This window comes from Pseudomonas sp. YY-1 (genome assembly GCF_002843095.1).
Taxonomy (GTDB): domain Bacteria; phylum Pseudomonadota; class Gammaproteobacteria; order Pseudomonadales; family Pseudomonadaceae; genus Aquipseudomonas; species Aquipseudomonas sediminis_A.
Genome location: NZ_PJLX01000002.1, coordinates 79023 through 98282, shown reverse-complemented (window position 1 = coordinate 98282; position 19260 = coordinate 79023). Strand labels below are relative to the sequence as shown.

20 protein-coding genes are annotated in these 19260 nt (G+C 62.7%); 7 read left to right on the top strand and 13 right to left on the bottom strand.

Translation table 11 applies throughout. The features are described from left to right. Positions 1-3: 3 nt before the first annotated feature. The 5 genes from CXP40_RS03225 to CXP40_RS03205 form a co-directional block, all read right to left on the bottom strand. On the bottom strand, positions 4-867 hold the full coding sequence (locus CXP40_RS03225; protein WP_106732893.1) for an oxaloacetate decarboxylase: 864 nt from the start codon (positions 865-867) through the stop codon (positions 4-6). Positions 868-1004: 137 nt separating this feature from the next. After that, entirely contained in the window at positions 1005-2006 is a 1002-nt protein-coding gene (locus CXP40_RS03220) for a type II secretion system F family protein (protein ID WP_106732556.1), read from the bottom strand. A gap of 53 nt (positions 2007-2059) precedes the next feature. Beyond that, on the bottom strand, positions 2060-2818 hold the full coding sequence (locus tag CXP40_RS03215; protein WP_106732555.1) for an ABC transporter substrate-binding protein: 759 nt from the start codon (positions 2816-2818) through the stop codon (positions 2060-2062). 50 nt (positions 2819-2868) lie between these two features. Continuing rightward, positions 2869-3642: an ABC transporter substrate-binding protein gene (locus CXP40_RS03210; protein ID WP_106732554.1), complete on the bottom strand. Its 774-nt coding sequence runs from the start codon at positions 3640-3642 to the stop codon at positions 2869-2871. Positions 3643-3730: 88 nt separating this feature from the next. Next, positions 3731-4645, bottom strand: coding sequence for a substrate-binding domain-containing protein (locus CXP40_RS03205; RefSeq protein WP_106732553.1), 915 nt, complete (start codon positions 4643-4645; stop codon positions 3731-3733). Positions 4646-4811: 166 nt separating this feature from the next. On the opposite strand from CXP40_RS03205, the gene CXP40_RS03200 reads away from it, so the two are divergent. The 6 genes from CXP40_RS03200 to CXP40_RS03175 all read left to right on the top strand — a co-directional run bounded on the left by CXP40_RS03200 (position 4812) and on the right by CXP40_RS03175 (position 9656). Beyond that, positions 4812-5540 carry a VC0807 family protein gene (locus CXP40_RS03200; RefSeq protein WP_106732552.1) on the top strand — a complete coding sequence of 243 codons (729 nt, stop codon included), beginning with the start codon at positions 4812-4814 and terminating at the stop codon, positions 5538-5540. A gap of 33 nt (positions 5541-5573) precedes the next feature. After that, positions 5574-6011, top strand: coding sequence for a YqaA family protein (locus tag CXP40_RS03195; RefSeq protein WP_106732551.1), 438 nt, complete (start codon positions 5574-5576; stop codon positions 6009-6011). A 212-nt stretch (positions 6012-6223) separates the two neighbouring features. Next, on the top strand, positions 6224-7201 hold the full coding sequence (locus CXP40_RS03190; RefSeq protein ID WP_106732550.1) for a lysylphosphatidylglycerol synthase domain-containing protein: 978 nt from the start codon (positions 6224-6226) through the stop codon (positions 7199-7201). A 62-nt stretch (positions 7202-7263) separates the two neighbouring features. Further along, entirely contained in the window at positions 7264-8529 is a 1266-nt protein-coding gene (locus tag CXP40_RS03185; RefSeq protein ID WP_106732549.1) for an Hsp70 family protein, read from the top strand. A 168-nt stretch (positions 8530-8697) separates the two neighbouring features. Continuing rightward, positions 8698-9231, top strand: a complete 534-nt coding sequence (locus CXP40_RS03180) for a hypothetical protein (protein WP_099522666.1) — start codon at positions 8698-8700, stop codon at positions 9229-9231. A 5-nt stretch (positions 9232-9236) separates the two neighbouring features. Next, on the top strand, positions 9237-9656 hold the full coding sequence (locus CXP40_RS03175; protein ID WP_106732892.1) for a VOC family protein: 420 nt from the start codon (positions 9237-9239) through the stop codon (positions 9654-9656). Between the two features lie 76 nt (positions 9657-9732). Here CXP40_RS03175 and CXP40_RS03170 read toward each other — a convergent pair whose 3' ends face one another. The 5 genes from CXP40_RS03170 to CXP40_RS03150 form a co-directional block, all read right to left on the bottom strand. Next, on the bottom strand, positions 9733-10902 hold the full coding sequence (locus tag CXP40_RS03170; protein WP_106732548.1) for an iron-containing alcohol dehydrogenase: 1170 nt from the start codon (positions 10900-10902) through the stop codon (positions 9733-9735). Between the two features lie 10 nt (positions 10903-10912). After that, positions 10913-12301: an aldehyde dehydrogenase family protein gene (locus CXP40_RS03165; protein ID WP_106732547.1), complete on the bottom strand. Its 1389-nt coding sequence runs from the start codon at positions 12299-12301 to the stop codon at positions 10913-10915. Positions 12302-12396: 95 nt separating this feature from the next. Next, positions 12397-13770 carry a glutamine synthetase family protein gene (locus CXP40_RS03160; protein ID WP_099522669.1) on the bottom strand — a complete coding sequence of 458 codons (1374 nt, stop codon included), beginning with the start codon at positions 13768-13770 and terminating at the stop codon, positions 12397-12399. 231 nt (positions 13771-14001) lie between these two features. Continuing rightward, complete coding sequence (locus CXP40_RS03155) at positions 14002-14778, bottom strand: SDR family oxidoreductase (protein ID WP_106732546.1); 777 nt, start codon at positions 14776-14778, stop codon at positions 14002-14004. Next, positions 14775-15104 (bottom strand): nuclear transport factor 2 family protein, encoded by a 330-nt coding sequence (locus CXP40_RS03150; protein WP_106732545.1) that lies wholly within the window; start codon positions 15102-15104, stop codon positions 14775-14777. The genes CXP40_RS03155 and CXP40_RS03150 overlap by 4 nt, the downstream gene beginning before the upstream one ends. 116 nt (positions 15105-15220) lie before the next feature. Between CXP40_RS03150 and CXP40_RS03145 the strand changes: the two genes are divergently transcribed. Next, positions 15221-16138: a LysR substrate-binding domain-containing protein gene (locus tag CXP40_RS03145; RefSeq protein ID WP_106732544.1), complete on the top strand. Its 918-nt coding sequence runs from the start codon at positions 15221-15223 to the stop codon at positions 16136-16138. Positions 16139-16166: 28 nt separating this feature from the next. On the opposite strand, the gene dctP is transcribed toward CXP40_RS03145, so the two are convergent. The 3 genes from dctP to CXP40_RS03130 all read right to left on the bottom strand — a co-directional run bounded on the left by dctP (position 16167) and on the right by CXP40_RS03130 (position 19176). Then, positions 16167-17219, bottom strand: coding sequence for a TRAP transporter substrate-binding protein DctP (gene dctP / locus CXP40_RS03140; RefSeq protein ID WP_106732543.1), 1053 nt, complete (start codon positions 17217-17219; stop codon positions 16167-16169). Positions 17220-17344: 125 nt separating this feature from the next. Beyond that, positions 17345-18670, bottom strand: coding sequence for a TRAP transporter large permease subunit (locus CXP40_RS03135; RefSeq protein WP_106732542.1), 1326 nt, complete (start codon positions 18668-18670; stop codon positions 17345-17347). After that, positions 18670-19176, bottom strand: coding sequence for a TRAP transporter small permease subunit (locus CXP40_RS03130; protein WP_099522674.1), 507 nt, complete (start codon positions 19174-19176; stop codon positions 18670-18672). Before CXP40_RS03130 ends, CXP40_RS03135 begins: the two co-directional genes overlap by 1 nt. Positions 19177-19260: the final 84 nt, after the last annotated feature.

Sequence of the window (19260 nt, the reverse complement as noted above, 5' to 3'; positions counted from 1 at the left end):
AGGCTACTCGCGGACTTCCATGAACTCCTTGGCCCAAAGGATGTAGTCCTCGGGCATGGTGTACTTGTGGGTCAGCTCGGTGGCATTGAGGTCGCACGGCTGCGCACCGCGCTGTTCGCGCAGGCAGTCGTAGGTGGCCTTGATCGCGGCGAAGTAGGCAGCGTGGCCGTTGACCACGATACGCACGCCCAGGCGTGCCAGACGCTGGTTGTCGCGCAGTTCGGGGTTGCCGTAGGTGACCAGCATCAGCGGCACCTTGAGGCCTGCGGCGATCTGTTCCAGGTGGGCGAAATCCTTGACCCCGACCAGGCAGATGCCGTCGGCACCGGCGGTCTCGTAGGCGCGCGTGCGGCGGATCACTTCGTCCACCTCCAGAACGCCGGCATGGGTACGGGCGATGATCGCCAGATCCGGATCGACGCGGGCTTCCAGCGCGGCGAGGATCTTGCCGACGCCCTCCTCGATGGAAATCAGATCAGTGGACTTGCGGCCGAACTGGGCCGGCAGCAGGGTATCTTCGATGGTCAGCGCGGCAACACCGGCGCGTTCCAGCTCGACCACGGTGCGCATGACGTTGAGCGCGTTGCCGTAGCCGTGGTCGGCATCGGCGATTACCGGCAAGCGCGAGACGCGGCCGATACGCGCCGCCTGCTCGACGAATTCGCTCAAAGTGATCAGGGCGAAGTCCGGCGCACCGAGTACCTGCAGGGAGGCGACGGAGCCGCCAAGGATACCGACCTCGAAGTCGAGATCAGCGGCGATGCGGGCGGACATGGGATCGAAGACCGAGGCCGTGTGATAGCAGCGGTCGGAAGCCAGCAGGGCACGAAAAGCGCTGCGTAGCTCATGGTGGGATGCACGTTGCAGGATGGGCATGGGGCGTATTCCAAAGTCGGTTGAATCGCTTTTTTCTCTTTTTAGTAATGGCGTAGACGTGACGAATGCTAGCGCAAGGCACTTGCTGCCAGCTTTCAAACGGAGCGCCGTGGTCGATAACCAGCAAATTATCGGCCAGCCAGCTCCGCCGGCAGCGCCGGGAAGAAACCACCACCGGTCAGCAGGCCGTATGCCATCCACATGGCGACCGCCAAATAGAACAGCCGTGGCGCCCAGCTCGCCAGCATCTGCTGGCTCGCAGCCAGCTGTTGCGCCTGCAGGCGGGCGAAACGTAGCAGCGCCTCACCGGGCCGACCGGTGGCTTCACCGGTATTGAGCACGCCGATCAGCATGGCTTTGCCGTGAAAGCTCAGCCCATCGAAAGCGCGCACCAACGACTGCCCAGCCGCGACCCGTGGTGCCAGGTTGGCGAAATCCCGCCGCAGCCGCGCGCCGCTCACTGCACTGCAGGCGCGCGGCAGGGCGTCGAGCACGGGCATCCCGGCCTCCAGCAGCAGCCCGAGGCTGTCGCAGAAATTACGGACATCCGCCCGGCGCTGCAGGCTGCCCAACACCGGCAGAGCCAGCAGCAGATCGTCCAACGGGCCCGGTTGATCGGTTCGCCGCTGTTGCCAGCGTCGCCACAACGCTCGTGCACCGAACAGCAATGCCGACAGCCACAAGATCGGCATCAGCACAGCCGCCAGGTAGCCCGCGCCACTCAGACTTCCCCCAACCAAAGCAGGCAAGGGTTTGACCGCCAGCGCCAGCAGCAAAACCCCGGCCGGCAACAGCAGACGTGACTTCAACTCTGCGGCATAACGCGCCTGTTCGTCGTAGCGCTGCGCCAATTGCTCGTAGATATGCGCCAGTGCACCGGCTTCTTGCGCGGCTCGCACCAGGCCACTTTCCAATGGCGTGAACACGCCACTCAACTGGCCGGAAGTCGCCAGGTCGCGTCCGCCGCCGACCATCTGTCGCAGGCGCTTAACGGCGGCCTCGTGGCGCGCACCGAGATCCAGACTGGCCAGCGCTCGATCGATAGGCACGCCCGCCCGCTCCATCGCGCCAAGGTGAGCGAACAAGCCGGCGCGACTGCGCAGATCGAGAGTGAGATGACGACGCGACATGATCGGACTCGGTGGATTGCAGCGCTCAGGTTAACCAGTCGCCGCGCGAGGCGCTACGGAGCGATGGGCGGCATCGGCGCATGCGGCAACCAGCGTTTCAGGATCGCCTCCAGGCTGCCGTCCTCATGCATCTGCTGTAATGCGCGCTGCCAGCGCACCACGCGCACCACCGATGTCTGCGGGGAAAAGGCAATGTAGTAGGCCGAGCGCATGAACGGCACGTGCGCGGTAACGTCCTGTGGCTTGAGGTCGACAGCGGCCAACTCGCCAGCCAGGGTCAGGTCCTCAGTGGCGATCAGATTGACCCGGCCATGCTTGAGCATGGTCATCATCTGCTTCGAGCTGGGTACGCCATAGAGGTTGGTGAAGCCCTTCGCACTGAGGGTTTCGAAGGTGTACCACTGCTTGGGCAACGCCAGAGGTCCGCTGGCAGCGGCTTGCTCCAGCGTGTCGATGACGAGGGTGCGGGACTTGAGCGAGTAGAAACTGGTAGTGCCGACCACAATGGGGCCGACCCACTGGAACCGGTCCTCACGCTCGGCTGTACGCACAGTGGAGAACAGCGCGATATCTTCCTGTTGCTGAGCCAGGTACAGCGCTCGCGTCCAGGGCATCAGCTCGATCTGTCCAGTGTCGCCGGTACGCGCCAGCAATGCTCTGACCACCTCGACAGCAAGACCGCTCGGTTCGCCCTCGCGCATGAAGCTCATCGGCGGCGCATCCTCGGTGAGCAGACGCAGCTGTGCCTGTACCGGAGCGCACAGCGCCAGCAGCAGAACACATAGCCATCGATCAATACACTTGGCCATCATCGCCCCTCCCGCTTGCAGCCTAGCAAGCCGGGGCGCCCCGTGCAGCCGCTTCACTCGCTGCGCGGCAAGTCGACCAAGGTGCGCTCATCGGCCGCGGGAAACCAGTGGCGGTAGATCCGCTCCAGGCTGCCGTCGTGGCGCATCTGCTGCAGCGCCTGTTGCCAACGTGCGACCAGCGCGGGATCCGTCTTCAGGGAAAAGGCGATATAGGAGTCGTTGGGCATCAGGTCGAACTGCTCCTGCAGCTGCCCGGCATTCATGCCCTGCTCGGCGAGCATGCCGTCGAGGGTCAGGTTGTTGGCCAGCAGCAGCTTGACCCGGCGATGACGAAACATGCGCAGCATGTCCTGAGGCGTCGACACGCCATACAGGTTATCCAGGTTCTGTTCGCGCAACAGTTCGTAGCTGTACCACTGTTTGGGAATCGCCAGGGTGCCGAGGCGCCGGACGTCTTCGAGGCTGGCGACTCGAAGCCCAGCATCCTTGTGCGTGTAGAAACGCGTATAGCCGCGCGCGATCGGTCCGACCCACTGAAACTCGGCTTCGCGCTGCGCCGTACGTACGGTGGAGAACAATGCCGTGTCGGCCTGATGGCGAGCCTGGTGATAGCCGCGTGTCCAGGGCACCAGTTCGATATGCGCGGTCTCGCCAGTGCGGCGGATCAGCTCCTCGACCACGGCCACAGCCATGCCACTCGGCTTGCCATTTTCGAGATAGCTGAAGGGTCGATAGTCTTCGGTATACAGCCGCAAATCGGCAGCCGCCACATGGGCGCAGAGGCCGCAAAACAACAACAGAACGGCTACCGGGCACTTCAGATTCATCACACGCCACCGTCTAGAGCGCGCCCTACAGCGAATTCAGGACGGCCAGAACAAGGATCATAAACCCGCACCTGGCCCATCACCAAGGCTATTGCGGGGCTGTCATTTCAGCCAAATCCCTGGCGGTCACTACACGCGGTTCAAGTAGCAGTTGCAGGCGCGAAATGGCGCGTTCGCCACTCAGGGCCCGGTGCACCAGGCGCACCGCATGATCCCCCATGGCCTGCGGCTGCTGGAGCAACAGGGCATGAATCTCTCCCTCGCGCACGGCATCGAACAGCAGGTCGCCACCGTCGAAACCGACAAAGTCCAACGTACCGGCCTTGCCCAGTTGGCGCAGCGCAGCGAGGGTTGCCCGACTGCTGGTGCCATTGGGACTGAACAGGCCGTCGAGCTTGGGTAACTGCTGGCTCAGGGCCTCGGAGATGCGCTGGCGGTCATCCCCCAGGTAGGTATCGAACACCACCTGCAACCCAGTCGCCTGCGCCGCCAGCAGAAAGCCGCGCTCACGCTCCTCGGTCGATTGCAGCCCTGGCCGCAAACGCAACATCCCAACTCTGCCACCCCGCCCGAGACGCTCGGCCATTTGTTGCCCGGCCAACTGACCGGCGAGGAAGTTGTCAGTCGCCACCAACGCATAAGCGCCGTCCCCCGCAACGTCGCGATCGACATAGACAGTGGGGATGCCCTCGGCACGCAAGGCCTTGATCCGAATATCGATAACATCGTCAGCCGGAGCGATGATCAGCGCTTTGCAACCCTGCGCTAGGACGCGATCTATCAATTGCAACTGCACCTCGACGCTGCCCTCTTGAGCCGGGGCGCGTGTATAGAGCTCCAATTGCAGCTCATCAGCGGTGCGTCTCGCGCCGGCCTCCAGTTCGCTCCAGAACGCCGACGTGCCGGCCGGCACCATACCGATGCAGTCACGCGCCCAGGCAGGCGCCGACGTCAGGGAAAGAGCCGTCAGCAACAGGCAAATGGAAGGAATTATTCTTGGCATGTTCAACTCCCGGACCCTGCCATCACTTTAGCATCGCCATGCGGCACTGCGACGCCTGTCGGCAAGCTGTCGACTCATACTTTTTCACATTCAAAACCGACGGTCGGGCTAGCCCTGACGCGCCGGGCAGGCGATCATCGGGCTTCCTACGCAGACTCCAGCTACTATGACCGCCACTACTGACAGCCGTACCCCGACGCACAAGCCCCGCCCGCTGATCGATCTGGCCATCAGCATCCTGATTCCCTCGTTCATCCTGATGAAGCTGAGTGGCGAGCACCGTCTCGGCGCCGATGGTGCGCTGATCCTGGCCCTGGCGTTTCCGCTGGCCTGGGGCGCGTTCGAGCTGATCAAATATCGCAAATTCAACTTCATCGCCCTGCTCGGTCTGATCAGCGTCGCGTTGACCGGCGGCATTGGCCTGCTCAAGCTCGACACCCAGTGGCTGGCAGTCAAGGAAGCGCTGATCCCCGGCCTGATCGGCATCGCCGTGCTGGTGTCGACGCGCACCCGCTACCCACTGATCCGCACTCTGCTGTTCAACAAGACCGTGCTCAATATCGACAAGATCCACGACCGTCTGGAGCAAGGCGGCCATGTCGAGCACTTCGAGACGCGCCTGATGCGCGCCACCTACTGGCTCAGCGGCACCTTCTTCTTCTCGTCATTCATGAACTATGTGTTGGCCAAGTGGATTGTGGTCAGCCCGGCCGGTACCGAGGCGTTCAACGACGAGCTGGGACGCATGACCCTGCTCAGCTACCCGATGATCGCCATTCCCTCGATGATCATGCTGATGGCCATCTTCTACTACCTGTGGAAGACCATTCACGGCCTGACCGGCCTGAGCCTGGAAGAGATCATGGCCAACACCGGCCAGGAATCGCAGCCCTGATCAGCGCCGACCTTAGGGTCGGCCGTGCTGAACATGCTTGGGCTTTCCGCCTATCCGGCTTTGTTTCTCTCCGCCTTCGGCGCGGCGACGCTGTTGCCGCTGCAGTCCGAAGCGGTGCTGGTCGCCTTGCTGCTGGCCGGCCAACATCCCCTTTGGGCCCTGTTACTGGTGGCTACTCTGGGCAATGTGCTGGGCTCCTGGGTCAACTGGCTGCTGGGCCGCTCCATCGAACACTATCGCGAGCGCCGCTGGTTCCCGGTCAGCCCTGCTCGGTTACAGCAGGCACAGGACTGGTACGCGCGCTATGGACGCTGGTCGCTGCTGCTGAGCTGGATGCCCGTGATTGGCGACCCACTGACGCTGGTTGCCGGTGTAATGCGCGAGCGCCTGTGGGTATTTCTGGCCATCGTCACCCTGGCCAAAGCGAGCCGCTACGCGGTGCTGGCGGCGCTGACGCTGGCATGGATATGAACGTATCAGGACAACCGCTGACACAACTACAAGAGGGTGCGAATGTGCTTGGCAGTTGAGTACAGGCTGCGCCTCCCTGATACTGCGCAGCGCGCCGCGCGGGCACGATCCGCCACCGGCCGTTGCACAATGGCCGGATGGCCGATGAACAGCTGCCTCCCACAGAGGCATGCGGCCCCACTACCTCGGGGCCTAGCGAGCGAGGAATTGCGGTGTCTGTCGTAGAAGCCAAACCAAAACTGAAGCGCAGCGACCTGATCTGGACGCTGATCGGACTCAGTGCCGTGGTGCTGTCTGGCTTTCTGCTGTATCGCGAGTTGCGCAATATCTCCCTCGATGAGATCAAGGGCAGCATCGAAGCGATCTCCCACATGAACTGGCTGCTTGCCGCAGCGGCCACCCTCGGTGCCTACTGGGCACTGGCCTGGTACGACCGCATCGCTGTCGCTCACCTTGGCAAGAAGATTCCCTGGCGCTTCATCACCCTGTGCTCCTTCACCACCTATGCTCTGGCCCACAACATCGGTGCCTCGGTGTTCTCAGGCGCAGTGGTGCGCTACCGAGCCTACCGCAGCAAGGGCCTGACGCCGCAGGAAATCGGCATCCTTATCGTTTTCTGCTCCTTTACCTTCGCCCTCGGCACCCTGCTCGCCAGCGGCTGCGTGCTGATCGCTCAGCCCGACCTGATCCACCGCGTCGCCAATGTCACGCCTCTGGTCTCGGTAGTCATCGGCAGCGTCCTGCTGTGCCTGGTCGGCCTTTACGTGCTGGGCTCCTGGCGCCAGTTCAAACCCTGGACGCTGGGCAAGCTGCATGTGGAATATCCACGCCTGCCCATCGTCAGCCGCCAGTTGCTGGCCGGACCACTGGAACTGCTCTGCGCCGCGGCGATCATCTACTTCGCCCTGCCGGCCGACAATCATCCCGGCTATCTGGTGGTGCTCGGCGTGTTCCTCGCTTCCTTCTCTCTGGCGCTGCTGTCCCATGCACCTGGCGGCCTGGGTGTACTGGAAGTGACCTTCCTCGCCGCACTGCCGGAGATTCCCGCTGCCGATGTGCTGGCGGCGCTTATCGTGTTCCGCGTGTTCTATCTGCTGCTGCCGTTCGCACTGTCACTGCTGGTGGTGCTGGGCTTCGAATGGACGCAGTGGAAGCGCAAGCGCGAAGAGAGCCTTGACCTGCCGTCCTGACGGCTCGCCGTCGCCGCGCGACTGACATAGAATGCGCGGCCGTTTTTCATGGCCTGCGTTTCATGTCTTTCTCCACTCCCGCCCGCGCCTGCGGCATCGACTTCGGCACCTCGAACTCCACCGTCGGCTGGCTGCGCCCCGGCCAGGACAGCCTGCTGGTACTCGAAGACGGCAAGATCACCCTGCCCTCGGTGATCTTCTTCAACACAGAGGAACGCCGCCCGGTCTACGGTCGCCTGGCCCTGCACGAATACCTGGAAGGCTACGAAGGCCGCCTGATGCGCTCGCTCAAGAGCCTGCTAGGCTCCAAGCTGCTGAAGAGCGAAACCACCGTGCTGGGCAGCGCCCTGCCCTTCAAGGACCTGCTCGGCTTCTTCATTGGTGAGCTGAAAAAACGCGCCGAAACCCAGGCCGAGCGGCCCTTCGAAGAAGTGGTACTGGGCCGCCCGGTGTTCTTCGTCGATGACGACCCTGCTGCCGATCAGGAAGCGCAGAACACCCTGGTAGCCGTGGCGCACAAGCTCGGCTTCAAAGACGTGTCGTTCCAGTACGAGCCCATCGCTGCGGCCTTCGACTACGAGTCGAACCTGGATCGCGAGGAGCTGGTGCTGATCGTCGACATCGGCGGCGGTACCTCGGACTTCTCCCTGGTGCGCCTGGCGCCCGAGCGCCACCACCTGGCCGAACGTCAGGGCGACATCCTCGCCACCGGCGGCGTGCACATCGGCGGTACCGACTTCGACAAGCAGTTGTCCCTGGCCGGGGTGATGCCGTTGTTCGGCTATGGCAGCCGGATGAAGAGCGACGCTTTCATGCCGACCAGCTACCACCTCAACCTGGCCACCTGGCACACCATCAACGCGCTGTACGCGCAGAAAACCCAGCTCGCCCTGCAGAACATGCGCTACGACATCGTCGACGCTACCGGCATCGACCGCCTGTTCGGCCTGATCGAACAGCGCGCCGGGCACTGGCTGGCGATGCAGGTGGAAGAGAGCAAGATCGCCCTGAGCGAACAGGACGCACGCCCCATCGACCTGTCACGCGTCGAGCCGGGCCTGGTCGCCGAGCTGACGCGCCCGCTGTTCGAGAACGCCATCGAGCCCCTGCTCGAACGTATTCGCGCCAGCCTCACGCAATTGCTCGCCGATGCCGGCGTGGCGGCCGATCAGGTCGACACACTGTTCTTCACCGGCGGCTCCAGCGGCGTACCGGCGCTGCGCCAGAGCGTGGCGGCGATGCTGCCCAATGCGCGTAGCGTCGAAGGCAACACCTTTGGCAGCATTGGCAGCGGCCTGGCCATCGAAGCGAAAAAGCGCTACGGCTAGGCGCAGCGCTTTTGTAGGAGCGGCTTCAGCCGCGATTCTGGCCTCTCGCACATGCCGCTCGCGGCTAAAGCCCCTCCTACGTCAGCAGCCCAACCTGTTCTCCCGTGCATCGAACAAGAGGCTCTGGGTTATGCTTGCCGCCCATCTGAATGACCGAGGAATAACGAGATGAAAGCCCAGCTGGAAGAACTGATCGCCAAGATAAGCTCCGGCTGCCTGCCCGAGGACGAGATTGCCCGTATCGCTGACGAGGCCACGCAGGCCTATGCCGATCCGGCGGCCTTTCTCGCTGCCAACCCGGACGTCAACTACGACGACGAATTCCCCATCCCCCTGGGCGAATGGGTAGTGGTCGGCAGCCTGCCGGAAACGGTGCTGTTCCAGGCCGACAGCTACGAGGAGCTGTTCCAGCGCATCACCGAATCCTTCGGCCCGCAGGTGCAGTTCGTGCTCAAGGCCAAGCAGTTGGCCAAGACCGAGCCACTGAAAGCACTCAACCGTATCCAGGTGCAGCTCTCGGCGCTGTCGCCGGAAACCGGCGGCTACGTGCTGGTAGATTTCAGCGAGCCGCTGGATGACGAGCTGCAGGCCGTGCTGGTGTACGCCAGCGACCTACCAAGGGTGATGGAACTGGCGGTGGAAGTGGGCATCTACGCCGCACCGGCGCTGGAGGCTTTGCAGGCGGAGCAGGAGCAAGCGTGAGCCGTATGCGCCTGCCGGCCCTGACGCCAGAGCTGCAGGTCAGTGATCTGCAGGCCAGCCTAAGGTTCTACCAACAGCTGCTGGGTTTCAGGCTGCTGTACCAACGCCCCGAGGATGGTTTTGCAGCCATCGCTCTGGGCGAAGCTGCGTTGATGCTGGAACAGATGGAGCCGCATCAACAAGCAGGCGATCCCTGGAAAATTCTGCCACTCGATCACCCGCTGGGGCGCGGCATCAATCTGCAAATCGACGTGGTCGATTTGCAGCCGCTGCATCATGCACTGCTCGCCAATGACGTACCGCTGCGCCTACCGCCGGAGACGGTGGAGTACCGCAGTGGCGACAGCTGGATCAGAGTGCGCCAGCTGATGGTCCAGGACCCGGACGGTTACCTGCTGCGTTTCAGCCAGGTTCTTGACCACTGACACACTCGCTGCTCAGCCCGTAGCCCGGATAAAATCCTCGGCAAGTCCGGCCAACCACCACCGGACTGCACCCGGGCTACAAAGTCCCGCGCAACGCCTTCTCGAACAATGCGCTGTATTGCGCAGCCGTGTAGGCGATGGGGTTGGTGACTGCCGAAGGGTCCACTTCGGCCATGCGTCCGACCTGTTCGATACGCGCATCGTCGATGCCGATATCGCTCAGGCTGTGGGCGATGCCCACTTCACTGCGCAGCGTCAGCACCCACTCCAGCACCGCATCGAAGCCGCCGCCCGGCAAGGCCAGATAGCGCGCCATCTTCTCCATCTGCGGCTCGATCACGGCGCGGTTGGCAACTAGTACATAAGGCATCAACACCGCGTTAAGCAGGCCATGGTGGGCGTCGTACAGCGCACCCAGCGGATGGGCCAGCGCATGCATCGCGCCAAGACCACGCTGGAAGGCGGTGGCGCCCATGCTCGAGGCCACCAGCATCTGCAGCCGCGCCTCGACATCACCGCCCTGCGCCACTGCACGTGGCAGATACTGCTGCACCAGGCGCATGCCCTCCAGGGCGATGCCCTCGGCCATGGGGTGAAACAGTGGCGAGCAGAACGCCTCCAGACTGTGCGACAGCGCATCCATGCCAGTGGGGGCGGTGATTTTCGCCGGCAGGCCGACGGTCAGCTCGGGGTCGAGAATCACCAGAGCAGGCAGCATCCGCGCGTGGAAGATGATGCGCTTGATATGCGCGGCGTCATCGGTGATTACCGAAGCACGGCCAACCTCCGAGCCGGTGCCGGCAGTGGTCGGCACCGCCACCACCGGCGCCATGCCGGATACCTTGACCCGGCTGGCGTTATCGCCGACGTCCTCGAAATCCCACAGCGGCCGATCCTGACCGACCATCAGGGCAATGGCCTTGCCGGCATCCAGTGCCGAGCCGCCGCCGAAGGCGATCACTCCGTCGTGTCCGCCAGCCTTGAACGCAGCCACACCGTCCATCACGTTGCTGCCGGTGGGGTTGCCCTTGATCGCCGAGAACAGCCCGGCCTTCAGCCCGGCATCACGACATTGGCGCAGTGCCGCGTCGATCATCGGCAACGCCGCCAAACCTGGGTCGGTGCACAGCAGCGGCGCGCGCATGCCGAGCAAGCGGCAGGCCTCGGCCAGCTCGGCAATGCGGCCAACTCCCACGCGCATCGAGGTCGGGTAGTTCCAGTTCATGCGGTACTGATTCAGGTCCATGGCGCGCGCCTCACAGCTGAGTCTTGAAGTGGAAGGATTTTGGTCGGGTCAGTTGTTCGTAGCCGACCCGAGACAGCGTGCAGCCGCGCCCGGAGTGCTTAACCCCGGTCCAGGCCAGACCAGGGTCGAGGTAGTCGCAGCGGTTGAGAAACACCGTGCCGGCCTCGACCCGATCAGCCAAAGCCATGGCAGCGTCGACGTCGCGACTGAAGATGGCTGCGGTCAGGCCGAACTCGCTGTCGTTCATCAGCGCCAGCGCTTCCTCGTCGCTGGCGACCTTCTGAATGCCCACCACAGGGCCGAAGGATTCCTCAGTCATCACGCGCATTTCATGATTGACGTTGGTCAGCACCTGCGGCGCCAGATAAGGCGTACCTGGCGCATCCAGGGGAAACTCGGCCGGGTCGATATGTGCCCTGGCGCCCTGCTCGACTGCCTCGGCGATCTGCGCGCGGACGAAGTCGGCGGCGTCGCTGCGCACCAGCGGCCCCAGGGTAGTCTCCGGATCATCCGAACGCCCCAGCTTGTACTGGCGCACCAGCGCCACCGCGCGCTCGACAAACTCATCGAACAAAGACTCGTGCACGTAGATACGCTCGATACCGCAGCACGACTGCCCGGAGTTGAAAAAGGCGCCGTCGATGGCAGTTTCCACCGCGTGCTGCAGATCGGCGTCGGCGCGGACGTAGGCCGGGTCCTTGCCACCCAGTTCGAGCCCAACACTGATAAAACGCCCAGCAGCCGCACGCTCGACCATGGCGCCACCGGGCACCGAACCGGTGAAGGCAACGTGGTCGATACTGGGTGAGCGAATCAGCGCCTCGGTCTCGCCATGGCTCAGGTGCAGGTACTGAAACACGCCTTCGGGCAGGCCAGCTTCGGCGAAGGCCTCGACCATGCGTTCGGCGCACAGCGGCGTCTGCGCCGAGTGCTTGAGCAACACCACATTGCCTGCCAACAGCGCCGGCATCACCGCGTTGACGGCGGTCAGATAGGGGTAGTTCCAGGGCGCGATGATCAACGCCAGGCCCAATGGCTCACGGCGAATGAAACGGGTGAAGCCGGCCTTTTCCGGCAGGCGGATGTCGGCCAGCGAGCCCTCGGCGATATCGGCCATATGGCTGGCACGCTCGACGAAACCACGGATCTCGCCGGCGGCGTAACGGATTGGCCGGCCCATCATCCAGCACAGCTCTTCGGCCAGTTGCGCCTCACGTGCAGCGAAGGCTTCGATGGCGCGCCGGCCGATGGCGATACGCTCGCGCAGTGGCGTCTGCTTCCAGGCCTGCTGCGCCAGCTCGGCCTTGGCCAACGCCACCAGTACTTCAGGATTGGACGCCAGATGACGCTCGACGTAGACCGCGCCGTCGATGGGGGAAATGCATTGCAGCTTGCTCATAAGGTGCTCCAGAAATCTTGCCCGCGCAGCCCGGATGCAATCCGGGACACTCGACGAAACCGTCCCGGATCGCATCCGGGCTACGGACGGTGGAATCAGATGATTTCGAAGTAGCGATCCAGCTCCCAATCGCTGACATGGCGACGGTACTCGCGCTCTTCCCATTCACGGCTGGCGGCGAAGTGCTCGACGAAGGCATCACCGAACATCTCACGGGCGGCCTGCGACCCCTTCAGCCGTTGCGCGGCGTCCCACAGGGTGCGCGGCAGCGCCAGCTCCTCGGGGTGCTTGACCGCATAGGCATTGCCGCTGACAGGATCGGTTGGTTCCCACTCCTGCATGACGCCGTAAAGGCCCGAGCCGATGGCCACCGACAACGCCAGGAACGGATTGCCGTCGGCAGCGCCAAGGCGGTACTCCTGGCGCTGCGACTTGTCGCTACCGGGGATCACCCGCAGCGCTGCGGTGCGGTTCTCCACGCCCCAGGTGGCGTCGGTGGGCGCCCAGAAGCCGGGAATAAGGCGGCGATAGCTGTTCAGGGTCGGCGCCACCATGCACAGGAATTCCGGCATCAGACGCTGCTGCCCGGCGAGAAAATGCCGCTGCAGCTTGCTCATGTTGTGCGCCTGGCTGGGGTCGTAGAACGCCGACTTGTCTGTCTTGCGGTCACGCAACGACACATGGATGTGGCCGCTCTGCCCTGGGTATTTGCCCGACCATTTGGCCATGAAGGTGGCCATCAGCCCGTTGCGCTGGGCCAGTACCTTCATGAAGGTCTTGAACAGCGCGCCCTTGTCCGCTGCGGCTTCGGCATGGTCGTAGGCAATCGCTGCCTCGAGCACACCCGGGCCGGTTTCGGTGTGCAGGCCTTCGATGGGGAAATCCATCGCCTCACCCATTTCGAGAATCTGGTGATAGAGCTCGGCATGCACCGAGTTGCGGATCATCGAGTAGCCGAACCAGTCCGGGGTAAACGGCTTGAGATCGCGAAAGCCTTTGGCCCGCGCCGAGTCCGGGGTTTCATCGAACATGAAAAACTCGTACTCCAGCGCAGCGAAGGGCTCGAAGCCCATGTCCTGACAGCGCTGGATGACCCGGCGCAGCGTGCCGCGCGGGCACACCGCCTCGGCTTGCTGGTCGAACTCGGCGAGAAACAGCAGCATGCCGTTCTCGAAGGGAATCTCGCGGCAGGTGTGCGGCAGGATGCGCACCGGCGCGTCCGGGTAGCCGCTGTGCCAGCCGGTGTACTGGGCATTGTCGTAGAGCTGATCCTTGACGTCCCAGCCGAGCACCACATCGCAGAAGGCGAAACCGTGCTCGAGGGCGGAGAAGAACTTGCTGCGGCTCATATATTTGCCGCGCATCACCCCATCGTTATCGAACAGGCCTACCTTGACGTGGCTCAGGCCACGCTCCTCGACGATGCGCCGGGCATCGCCCAGGGTCTTTACATCCCGTGGTTTGAACATGCTAACCCCTGTGTCTTGTTGTTATCGCGGGCGGGTTAAGCGAAGAGCTGGGCATTCATGACCGGCCAGGCAAGGCCGACGACGCACGAACGCAGCGCAACGCTTGTGACAGCGTCCGTTTCAGGCTCATAGAGTGTGGTACAGGATTGCCGGGATGGCAGGGAGCGGGGCAGAAAAATAGGCGATGACGATCAAGGCGGTGGACAACCGAAGGCTATCCACCGCGACACACTAAGCTGTCGGCACCGTGCCGCCATCGATCAGGAATTCACTGCCGGTGATGGAGGCCGCCCGAGGTGACGCCAGGAAAGCGATGAGTTCAGCGCCTTCCGACGGCGTCGAAGGGCGACCGAGCGGAATACCTCCCAGCGCATCCATGATGATGCGCTTGCCTCCGTCATAATCGGTGCCCGCCTCCTCTGCCAATCGCTTGGCCAAGGCGACCGATGCCTCGGTTTCGATCCAGCCAGGGGCAACCCTCACGACGCGCACGCCTTTGGGCGAAACCTCTTTCGACAGGCTCTTGCTGTAAGTCGAAAGCGCCGCTTTGGCTGCAGCGTACGCAGTGGTCGCCTCGGGCAGCGGCAAGCGACTTTGAATGGACGTCACATGGATGATCACGCCCGCTGCACGCTGCAGCATGCCCGGAAGCAGTGCACGGTCGAGGCGAACCGCAGGAAACAGGTTCAGATCGAGCTCGCGCTGCCACTGCTCGTCATCCAGCGCGGCAAACCCTCCGCCAGGAGCGGACGAGCCACCCAGGACGTGCACGAGAATGTCGACGCCACCCAGGCGCTGCTCGGTCGCCGCCACCAGCGCCGCGCAACCGTCTGGGGTACAAAGATCCGCCTGGACGAACAGATCTGGCGGTACGGCGCTGTCGGCCTGTCGCGCGGCGGTCAGCACCTGCGCGCCCTCCGCCTGGAAAAGACGAACCACTGCGAGTCCCACACCTTTGGTCCCACCGGTCACCAGGACACGCTTGCCAGCAAACTCAAGGTTCATCATGGCGCAATCTCCAGTGAGCTGATCCGCCCGTCACGCAAACGAAAGACATGCTTGAGTGGTATCGGACTACCGGGAAAGTCACCACTCACCATTGCCGTGACGCTGACTTGATCCTCCTTGGCAAACGACTCGATGGGCTCCACCCGGTAAGTGAATGCCTTCCGCGCAGCCTGCTGCCAGGACTCGATGGCCTCGATCCCCTTATGGCAGCGGTTTTCATCGATCACGCTGGCGTCCGCATGGAAACACGCCGTCATACGTGAGATGTCATCGCCGTTGCTGATCTCGAAGTAGGCTTGAACGACACTCGGCAATTGCAGGTTCATACGCTAGGTCCTCTCACAGTTTTCGGTCTTGCAGAGCTGCGATCTTGCCTCTCGCGAGACAATCTGCTCAATTGGGACAAATGCTGATGGCCTATCCCGCATAGCAGGACTATTCGATGTCCGATTCACGCCTTACCCTTCATGAGCTGGAGGCCGTCCTGGCCGTGGCCCGCCGTGCCTCGTTTCGGCGGGCAGCTATCGACCTGAATGTTTCCACTACCGCGCTGAGCAGCACTATCGCCAAGCTGGAGATGACGCTGCAGACGCGTCTGTTCAATCGCACCACACGCAGCGTGTCGCTGACAGAGTCAGGTCGACGTTATCTGGAGCAAGTGGGGCCTACGCTGCAGGCTCTACGCGGCGCACTGGAGACGGTTCGCTCGCACAACGCCGAACCTGCTGGCGTGATCAGAATCAACGCATTTGCCAGCGCGGCACGCACAGCACTCATGCCGCTGGTCCTGGAGTTTGCCGACCGTTACCCGCGCGTCCAGATCGATCTGGTGACGGAGGAACGACTGATGGACATCGTCGCGGAAGGCTTCGATCTGGGCGTGCGCGCATCCAGCCTGATACCAGGTGACATGATCGCCATCTCACTCGGCCAGACACAGCGTTATGCCGTGGTGGGCACAGCCAAGTACTTCGCCGAACACGGCATGCCGCAAACACCTGCCGATCTGAAACAGCATGAATGCCTACGCATCCGGCTGCCCAACGGCGCCATCTATCCCTGGTACTTCGAACATGCGGGCGAAGTGCTCAGGGTTGATGTCGAGGGTCAGTTCACAGTGGATGAGCCGAGCGTAGCCAAGGCCATCGTGCAGGCGAACGTGGCGCTCGGGCTATTTCTGGAACAGGAGGTTCAAGCGGAGATCGATGCTGGAAACCTGCTGCGAGTGCTACAGAACTGGACGCCACCCAGAGATGACCTGTGCCTGTACTACCCCAATCGGAGCAATCCGTCTGCCTCGCTCAAGGCATTCACAGACCTGGCCCGAGAGAATCTCCAGCGCTGCCCGCCCCATTGCTGAGCGTTGGGCGGGCAGTCTTGGGCAGGCCTCAACCGCGATAAGGTGCTCCAGCCTTGGCCATCAATGCGTTGTACTTCTTGAAGATGTCCACCACCTTGGCGCAGCGCGGGCTGGTCTTGGCGATTTCGTCCCAGAACTTCTGCGCCTCGGCTTCAACCGTGGCCCATTCTTCGGCGGGAATTGAGGTCAGCTCCAGCTTGCCACCCTCGACCCGCAGTTGCGCCTCGCCGCCCCAGTACCAGTGCTGGCGGTAATAGTTGGAGCTGTCCATGCACAGCTTGAACAGGGTCTTGAGATGCTCCGGCACCTCGGCCCATTTGTCCGAGTTGGCGAAGTAGGAGCCGCACCAGGCGCCGGAGATGTTGTTGGTCAGGAAGTACTTGGTGACATTGGCCCAGCCGACGGTGTAGTCCTCGGTGATGCCGGACCAGGCGATGCCGTCCAGCTCGCCGGTCTGCATCGCCACCTCGACGTCCTCCCAAGGCAGGGTTACCGGAATCACGCCGAAGCGCGAAAGGAATTTGCCGGCGGTAGGGAAGGTGAAGATGCGCTTGCCCTTGAGATCATCGAGTTTCCGAACCGGCTGCACGGTGGCGAAGTGGCAAGGGTCCCAGGCGCCGGCACCGAGCCAGGTGACGCCCTTGACCTCACCATAGGCCTCGGCCCAGATCTCGTTGAGCCCGTACTGCTCGAACAACACCGGCACGTCGAGGCTGTAGCGGGTGGCGAAGGGGAAGTAACCACCGAACACCGAGACGTCCACAGGCGCGGCAATCGAGTCGTCATCACTCTGCACCGCATCGATGGTGCCGCGCTGCATGGCGCGAAATAGCTCGCCGGTCGGCACAAGCTGGTCGGCAAAATATAACTGGATCTCCATCTGGCCATTGGCAGCTTTGTTGAAGGCGTCAATCGAAGGTTTGATCACATGCTCGGCCAGCGCCGCACCAGCATAGGTTTGCAATCGCCAGGTGATTTTCTTCGGCTCGGCGGCATAGATGTGCGACGAACCGAGGGCAGCGGTGCCTACGGCTCCGGTGGTGACCGCGGCGGTCTTGAGGAAATCGCGTCTCGTACTCATGCTGGTCTCTCCATAGTGTCGATGCAGATGCAATACAACCGCTCAATGCCGCCAGAGCTGACGGCCTTACCAGTGGCCGGGCGAACCGGCTCGACTGCTGGCGCGCACGCGCCGATTTCCGTTGATCAGCCGCCGTAATGCAGTTGCGGCAACCACAGCGCAAGCTGTGGGAAGACCATCACCAGGGTCAACGCCAGCACCATGATGATGACGAAGGGGATGACCGAGACGTAGATGTCGCGCAGGGACACTTCAGGCGGAGCCATGGCCCGCATGAGGAACAGGTTGTAGCCGAATGGCGGGGTCATGTAGGCGATCTGGCAGGTGATGGTGTAGAGCACGCCGTACCAGATCAGATCGAAGCCCAGTGCACCGACCAGCGGGATGTAGAGAGGCGCAACGATCACCAGCATGGCGGTGTCATCAAGGAACATGCCCATCACGATGAAGGAGATCTGCATCAGGATGAGAATCTGCCATGGCCCCAGGTGCAGGCTGTCGACGAAGAAACCTTCGATGGCCCTGACCGCGCCAAGGCCATCGAACACCGCGCCGAAGCACAACGCGGCGAGAATGATCCACATGAACATGCAACTGATGGCCAGGGTCTTGCGCAGCGTTTCCTCCATCACCTTGCCACTCAGCCGCCCCTTGAACAGCGCTGCCAGGGTCGCTGCCGCTGCGCCGACCGCCGAGCTTTCCACCAGGCTGGTGTAGCCCATCAGGAACAGCCCGGTCATCGACAGGAAAATGAACACCGGCACCAGCCCGGCACTGAGCAGGCGCAGCTTCTCCTGCATGCTGATCTGCTCGCGCTCGGCCTGTGACAGCGCTGGGCCGAGCTGCGGCTGCAAGCGGCAGCGAATGGCGATGTAGAGCATGAACATGCCGGCCATCATCAGTCCGGGAATCGCCCCAGCCAGCCACAACTGGCCTACTGGCTGACGCGCGATCATGCCGTAGAGCACCAGCACCACGCTGGGCGGAATCAGAATCCCCAGCGAACTGCCCGCCTGGATCACCCCGGTGATCATGATCTTGTCGTAACCACGCCTGAGCAGCTCGGGCAAGGCGATGCTGGCGCCGATGGCCATGCCGGCCACACTCAGGCCGTTCATCGCCGAGATCGCTACCATGAGAAAGATGGTGCCGATGGCCAGGCCGCCCGGCAGCGGCCCCATCCAGACGTGGAACATCTTGTAGAGGTCTTCGGCGATGCCCGACTCGGAGAGCATGTAACCCATGAACACGAACATCGGCAGGGTTAGCAGCGGGTACCACTTCATCAGTTTCATGGCTGCACTGAAGGCCATCTCCGAGCCGCCATCACCCCACAACAGCAACGCAGCAGCTGCCGCGACGAAGCCGATGGCGCCGAAAACCCGCTTGCCGGTCAGCAGCAACAGCATCATCGAGGAGAACATCAGCATTGCGATCAGCTCGTAGCTCATCAGAGCGTCTCCCCACGGGCCGCGTACAGATCCTTGAAGAAGGTGGCGATCGCCTGCAGCAGCATCATGACGATGCCCAGGCACATGATGATCTTGATGGGAGCCATGTATGGCGACCACGCTGAGTAGCTGGTCTCCTTGTATTCGATGGCGTACTCGGTGGAGGAAATGCCACCGATCAGCAGCATCACCAGGTAGAAGATCAGCATGAACACGGTGATCGCATCGACCACCGCTCGGGTGCGTGGCGACCAGTTGCTGTAGGCCAGGTCCATGCGCACATGGGCGTCGAGCTGCATCGAGTAGGCGCCGCCGAGCAGGAAGTAGGCGACCATGAGGAATTGGGCGCTTTCCAGAGTCCAGATCGATGGCGTGAAGAAAGTCTTGCTGATGGAGGAGTACAGGAGCACCGCCAGCATGGCGAAGATCAGGTACATGGCGAAACGCCCGACCCTCAGGTTGAATGCGTCCACGACCCGGACGAAAGCTCTAATGCCCTTGCGCATGCAGTTTCCTGCTGTTTTTGTTCGTTATCCCGTCAGCCTAGACGAAGATTCGCCAAAGCCAACTGCCCCGCCTAGCATTAGCAG

Excerpts from the sequence above, each read along its gene's own strand:
- CXP40_RS03220 (WP_106732556.1), bottom strand. The coding sequence starts at position 2,006 with ATGTCGCGTCGTCATCTCACTCTCGATCTGCGCAGTCGCGCCGGCTTG.
- CXP40_RS03215 (WP_106732555.1), bottom strand. The coding sequence starts at position 2,818 with ATGATGGCCAAGTGTATTGATCGATGGCTATGTGTTCTGCTGCTGGCG.
- CXP40_RS03210 (WP_106732554.1), bottom strand. The coding sequence starts at position 3,642 with ATGAATCTGAAGTGCCCGGTAGCCGTTCTGTTGTTGTTTTGCGGCCTC.
- CXP40_RS03205 (WP_106732553.1), bottom strand. The coding sequence starts at position 4,645 with ATGCCAAGAATAATTCCTTCCATTTGCCTGTTGCTGACGGCTCTTTCC.
- CXP40_RS03200 (WP_106732552.1), top strand. The coding sequence starts at position 4,812 with ATGACCGCCACTACTGACAGCCGTACCCCGACGCACAAGCCCCGCCCG.
- CXP40_RS03195 (WP_106732551.1), top strand. The coding sequence starts at position 5,574 with ATGCTTGGGCTTTCCGCCTATCCGGCTTTGTTTCTCTCCGCCTTCGGC.
- CXP40_RS03185 (WP_106732549.1), top strand. The coding sequence starts at position 7,264 with ATGTCTTTCTCCACTCCCGCCCGCGCCTGCGGCATCGACTTCGGCACC.
- CXP40_RS03180 (WP_099522666.1), top strand. The coding sequence starts at position 8,698 with ATGAAAGCCCAGCTGGAAGAACTGATCGCCAAGATAAGCTCCGGCTGC.
- CXP40_RS03175 (WP_106732892.1), top strand. The coding sequence starts at position 9,237 with ATGCGCCTGCCGGCCCTGACGCCAGAGCTGCAGGTCAGTGATCTGCAG.
- CXP40_RS03170 (WP_106732548.1), bottom strand. The coding sequence starts at position 10,902 with ATGGACCTGAATCAGTACCGCATGAACTGGAACTACCCGACCTCGATG.
- CXP40_RS03165 (WP_106732547.1), bottom strand. The coding sequence starts at position 12,301 with ATGAGCAAGCTGCAATGCATTTCCCCCATCGACGGCGCGGTCTACGTC.
- CXP40_RS03160 (WP_099522669.1), bottom strand. The coding sequence starts at position 13,770 with ATGTTCAAACCACGGGATGTAAAGACCCTGGGCGATGCCCGGCGCATC.
- CXP40_RS03155 (WP_106732546.1), bottom strand. The coding sequence starts at position 14,778 with ATGATGAACCTTGAGTTTGCTGGCAAGCGTGTCCTGGTGACCGGTGGG.
- CXP40_RS03150 (WP_106732545.1), bottom strand. The coding sequence starts at position 15,104 with ATGAACCTGCAATTGCCGAGTGTCGTTCAAGCCTACTTCGAGATCAGC.
- CXP40_RS03145 (WP_106732544.1), top strand. The coding sequence starts at position 15,221 with ATGTCCGATTCACGCCTTACCCTTCATGAGCTGGAGGCCGTCCTGGCC.
- dctP (WP_106732543.1), bottom strand. The coding sequence starts at position 17,219 with ATGAGTACGAGACGCGATTTCCTCAAGACCGCCGCGGTCACCACCGGA.
- CXP40_RS03135 (WP_106732542.1), bottom strand. The coding sequence starts at position 18,670 with ATGAGCTACGAGCTGATCGCAATGCTGATGTTCTCCTCGATGATGCTG.
- CXP40_RS03130 (WP_099522674.1), bottom strand. The coding sequence starts at position 19,176 with ATGCGCAAGGGCATTAGAGCTTTCGTCCGGGTCGTGGACGCATTCAAC.